This is a genomic window from Caballeronia choica (assembly GCF_001544535.1).
GTDB lineage: Bacteria > Pseudomonadota > Gammaproteobacteria > Burkholderiales > Burkholderiaceae > Caballeronia > Caballeronia choica.
The window spans coordinates 1-4,140 of the sequence record NZ_FCON02000314.1 but is presented as its reverse complement, the minus strand read 5'-3'; the positions used below and the strand labels follow the sequence as shown (position 1 = coordinate 4,140).

General features: G+C 64.7%; 4 protein-coding genes and 2 pseudogenes. 2 read left to right on the top strand and 4 right to left on the bottom strand.

Annotated elements, in window-relative coordinates; genetic code table 11:
• Positions 1-360: pseudogene (locus tag AWB68_RS43060) on the top strand (IS21 family transposase); the annotation flags it as partial.
• Between the two features lie 96 nt (positions 361-456).
• Here the strand turns inward: AWB68_RS43060 and AWB68_RS43055 are convergent.
• The 4 genes from AWB68_RS43055 to AWB68_RS43040 form a co-directional block, all read right to left on the bottom strand.
• On the bottom strand, positions 457-663 hold the full coding sequence (locus AWB68_RS43055; protein WP_087650203.1) for a hypothetical protein: 207 nt from the start codon (positions 661-663) through the stop codon (positions 457-459).
• A 1-nt stretch (position 664) separates the two neighbouring features.
• Entirely contained in the window at positions 665-1,525 is an 861-nt protein-coding gene (locus tag AWB68_RS43050; RefSeq protein ID WP_087650202.1) for an ExeA family protein, read from the bottom strand.
• Positions 1,522-2,958: a DDE-type integrase/transposase/recombinase gene (locus AWB68_RS43045; protein ID WP_087650201.1), complete on the bottom strand. Its 1,437-nt coding sequence runs from the start codon at positions 2,956-2,958 to the stop codon at positions 1,522-1,524. Before AWB68_RS43045 ends, AWB68_RS43050 begins: the two co-directional genes overlap by 4 nt.
• Before the next feature lie 98 nt (positions 2,959-3,056).
• A complete protein-coding gene (locus AWB68_RS43040; RefSeq protein WP_087650200.1) occupies positions 3,057-3,635 on the bottom strand; it encodes a hypothetical protein in 579 nt (192 codons plus the stop codon).
• 121 nt (positions 3,636-3,756) lie between these two features.
• Between AWB68_RS43040 and AWB68_RS43035 the strand changes: the two are divergent.
• Positions 3,757-4,140: pseudogene (locus AWB68_RS43035) on the top strand (Mu transposase domain-containing protein); the annotation flags it as partial.

Genomic DNA, 4,140 nt, shown 5'->3' with positions numbered 1-4,140 from the left:
GACACGGTGCTCGACTTTGCGCGCCACTACGGCACCTCGATTCTGCCGGCGCGCCCCTATCATCCGCAGGACAAGGCCAAAGCGGAGTCTGCGGTGCAGATCGTCGAACGCTGGATCATGGCGCGCCTGCGCCATCAGCAGTTCGCCAGCGTACACGAAGTGAACCAGGCGGTCGCGCCGTTGCTGACGCAGCTCAATGAGAAACCGTTCCAGAAGTTACCCGGCAGCCGTGCAAGCACCTTCGCTGCACTCGATGCGCCGGCCTTGCTGCCCTTGCCGTCGCAGCCCTATGAGATGGCGCAATTCAAAACCGTCAAGGTTCACATCGACTATCACGTCGATGTCGAGCAGCATCGCTATGAGCAGGAGCACGTAAGTTGATGAAGCGATTTGCAAGTTAATTGATGTTTTGGCGGCGAAGCAATCGGGGGCGATGAGGCCCCCGTTGTTTCCGGTTCAGAATGGGTCGTCGATGTTGTGCCGTGGCTGGCCGGGGCCGTGGTGCCAGGGCTGGTAATACCGCCGGATCTGGTCGCCGTAGGCGCGGCTGAACCACAGATAGAAGTCTTCAAGGAAGAACTGCATCATGCAGGCTGCTTCATCGGAGAGTTCGGGCGCCGCGAAGGCGGCGATACGTTTGGCGTTGCGTGTTTTGCGGGACATGTCAGCGGGCTCCACTGGATTGACGCGCCGGCTGCCGCCGTGACGCGGGGGCGGCCGGGGCGAACACGTCGAAGTACAGCTTCTCGTCGAGTTCAGGCAGTTCGCGCTGGGCGGCGGTGGCAAGTAGTTCGTTGGCGAGCGTGGTGAGCACGCGATAGTTGCCCAGCGCGTGTTCGCACAGCGTGTGACGCAGTTGCGGGGTCATCAATTGCGGCGCGCCGGCGCTCGCGAGCAGATGATCGAGACAGGCCAGCAGATCGTCCGCAGAAGCCTTCTCAGTGGGCAGACGCGAACGGATGCGGCTGCCCAGCGGCAGCAGTTCGTCGCGCCGCAGCTTGTCGGTCAGGCGCGAGTCGCCGGCGAGCACCACGCACAGCAGTGGCTGGGAATCGAAGCGCGCACTGGCCATCAGCCGCAGCTCGTTCAACACGCCCGCGCTCATTTCCTGCGCTTCGTCGATCAGCAGGATGGGACGCCGCCGCGTCGTTTGCAGATGCGACAACCAGCGCTCGCGCAGCGTCTTGAACCCGCCCCAGCGGTTGTGCGGCCTGAGTTCGAGACAGAAGATATCGCCCATCTCGCGGTAGAAGTCGGCAAGATTGCTTTGCGGGTGATTGATCGAGACGACAGTCAGGTCGGTGAGCCGCTCGAGCCGTTCGGCCAGCAGGCGCATCACGACGCTCTTGCCGGTGCCGGGCTCGCCGTGAATCATCGCGAAGCCGCCTTCGCGCACATGCGCGTTCTCGATGCGCCAGCAGAAGTTCTCGACCTTGGGCGGCACATAAAGCGCCTCAAGGGGCAACTCCGGCGAGAACGGATTCCACTTCAGGCCGTACAGGGCCTGCAAACGATGGCTACTCATATGTCCTCCAGTTCGGTCGGGATCCAGGCCGGCGGCAATCCGGTCGCGGCATGCTCGGCAAGCAACTGGCGAAGCAGTGGCGCGACGCCTGGTGGGCTTGCGGCTGGCGGGTGAGCGATGCTGCCGTCGTCGAGTCGCCGGCGCTGGCCGTCGGCGTTAGCGGCCTTGTCCAGCGGGCGCAACGGACACAGCACGACGCCCGTGTCGGCATCGGCCAGATCGACGTGACTGAGGTCCCAGCGCGCATAGCGCAGGCGAACCTGTCGTAGTTGCCGGTAACGCGCCGGGATTTCGAAGCGTTGGGCAGCCAGGCTCACGGTGCCATCGGAGCGGCGCTGGGTACGGGTGACATCAATACGGAACGCTGCGCGCAAGGCGTCGCTGGCAGGACATTCACGCCGCACGTCGGGACCGGCAAGACAGCGTTCAAGCGGCGTGCAGCCGATCTCGGAGTGATGGGCCCGGTGGTATTCGCGCTCGATCCACGCATGCGTGGCCTGATTGAGCAGATCTAGTGTGAGGTTCGGCTCGCCCTCAAGCATCGCCATCACGCGGCCTTCGATGCGTGCCCAGAACGTCTCCTGCTTCGCATTCTGGTATGGCGAATACGGCAAGGTGGTCTGATGCAGTACGCCGAGCGCGTGCAGTCCAGCGACCGTTTCCTCGGCGAGCATCGCGGCGCCATTGTCGGTCATCAGGGCACGTGGCAAGCCGCGGCGCTGAAACGCCTGGCACAGCCCGTGTATCAGGCTCTGGGCGGTCTCGTCGAGATACCACTGCGCGTGGCAGACGATGCGCGAGCGGTCATCGAGTACGCACAGCAGCATTGGCGTGATCCACTGGCCGTCGCGCGTGAGCAGCTTGCGCGATCCGTGATGGAAATCGAGATGCCAGAGCGCGGCGACATGTTCGACCTCGAAGCTGCGCACCTCAAGGCGCTCCAGACGATCGCGTGCGAGCATTGCGCCGGCACTCGTGTGACGCGGCGCGCGTTCGCGAAACAACCCCTGTGCGACGAAGTAGCGGCGCACGGTCGCATACGAGGGCAGGTTCGCGGCCCCGAGCGTGACCTTGAGGTTGTCGTAGTGCAACTGGCAGGTCCAGCCGGGGTGTTCGCGATACTGCTCGCGGATGGCCTGGATGGCCGCCGGCGACAGGCTGCGGGAAGTACCGCGCATGCGCGGCCGGTTCCTGAGTCCGGTCACCGGGTCCTGTGCTGCACGGCGGGCCTGGTAGTACCAGCGCTCAATGGTCGAGTGGCCGAACTGGACGTCGGCACCGGTGACGGGGTGACGCCAGACCTTGGCGCTCAGAATGGCCAGAAGTTCGCGCAGTTGGCCCGGTTCCGGCGGAGCGGCCAGCAACGGGCCGACGACGGCGAAGCGCAAGCGGGCCCAGCGATCACCCGCTGGTAAATCGTGGTGTTGGCTCATCGATTCTCCAAAGATGCGGCGGGCATCGCCGCGGTTCAGGGGAGAAGCGAGACTACAAGCGCTGTCTGACGGGGGCGAGCGACAAGTTCTGCGGGCGTCTAACGAACCTCGCGCAGGTTGCTCGCGGCGCTGCCGCTGGTCAGGGGTGTGAGCCAGCGCAACAGACCCATCAGCGGGGAGTGCTGGAGCGTGGTGACGAAGCGTTCGAGCAGGCTCGCAGGGAGTAGATCGGGTTCGACGGGCGGCATGAAATCGGAGCGCCCGAGCAGCCACAGGGGCGTCGTCATGAATTCGGTGCGCCACCAGCGTCGCCAGCGCGCAATCGTCGAGACCGGCACGTCAAGCGAGTCCAGTTGGCGCATGGCCGCCGCGGTGCCTGCGCTGGCTCGTGAGGCACAGACCGTCACCATGATCGCGGCGACATAGACGCGCCGGCCCAGAAAACGCACGGACACTGGCGTCGTGCGGCGGCGGCAGCCGGCACAGCAGAAGCTGTAGCGGAAGTCGCAATCGGGCAAGGCTTCGCGGGGAATACCGCGCGGCTTGCGCGGGTAGCGGGCGCTGTGCAGCACGCCCCCGCAACGGCAGCGTTGCGCGCGGGTCTGCTCCGCGAGGCCCTGGTCAATGCGTAACAGCAGCCGATAAAAATTGGAGTTCTGTAAAGTCGCGCGGCACACTTCGGTGGTCTTTAGTCTCGTAAACCAAAGACTCCCCCGACGGTATCGTTTGTGCAAGATGCCCGAGGGGGCTCATCCTGCGTACATCACGCAATCTGCAAAGACTCCCCGCCAGACCCATCACCTTCCGTGCTCACGCTCACGCTACAGCGTGCCGCATGCACTGGTGGGCCAAGCGCTGGAGGCGCGTATCACGACCGCGGTGATCGAGCTCTTGCATCGGGGGCAGCGGGTAGCCAGTCATGCGCGCAGCAGCCGGCATGGCGGCTTTACCACGACCGCCGCGCACATGCCCGCAGCGCATCGCGCCCACATGGAGTGGACCCCGCAGCGACTGATCCACTGGGGACAAAGTATCGGACCCGCCACCGGTGAAGCGGTAACGCGCCTGATGCAGGAGAACAAGCATCCCGAGCATGGCTACCGCGCCTGCCTGGGTCTGCTGTCATTGGCTAAGCGTTTCGGCAAGCCCAGACTTGAAGCGGGCTGCATGCTCGCATTGCAG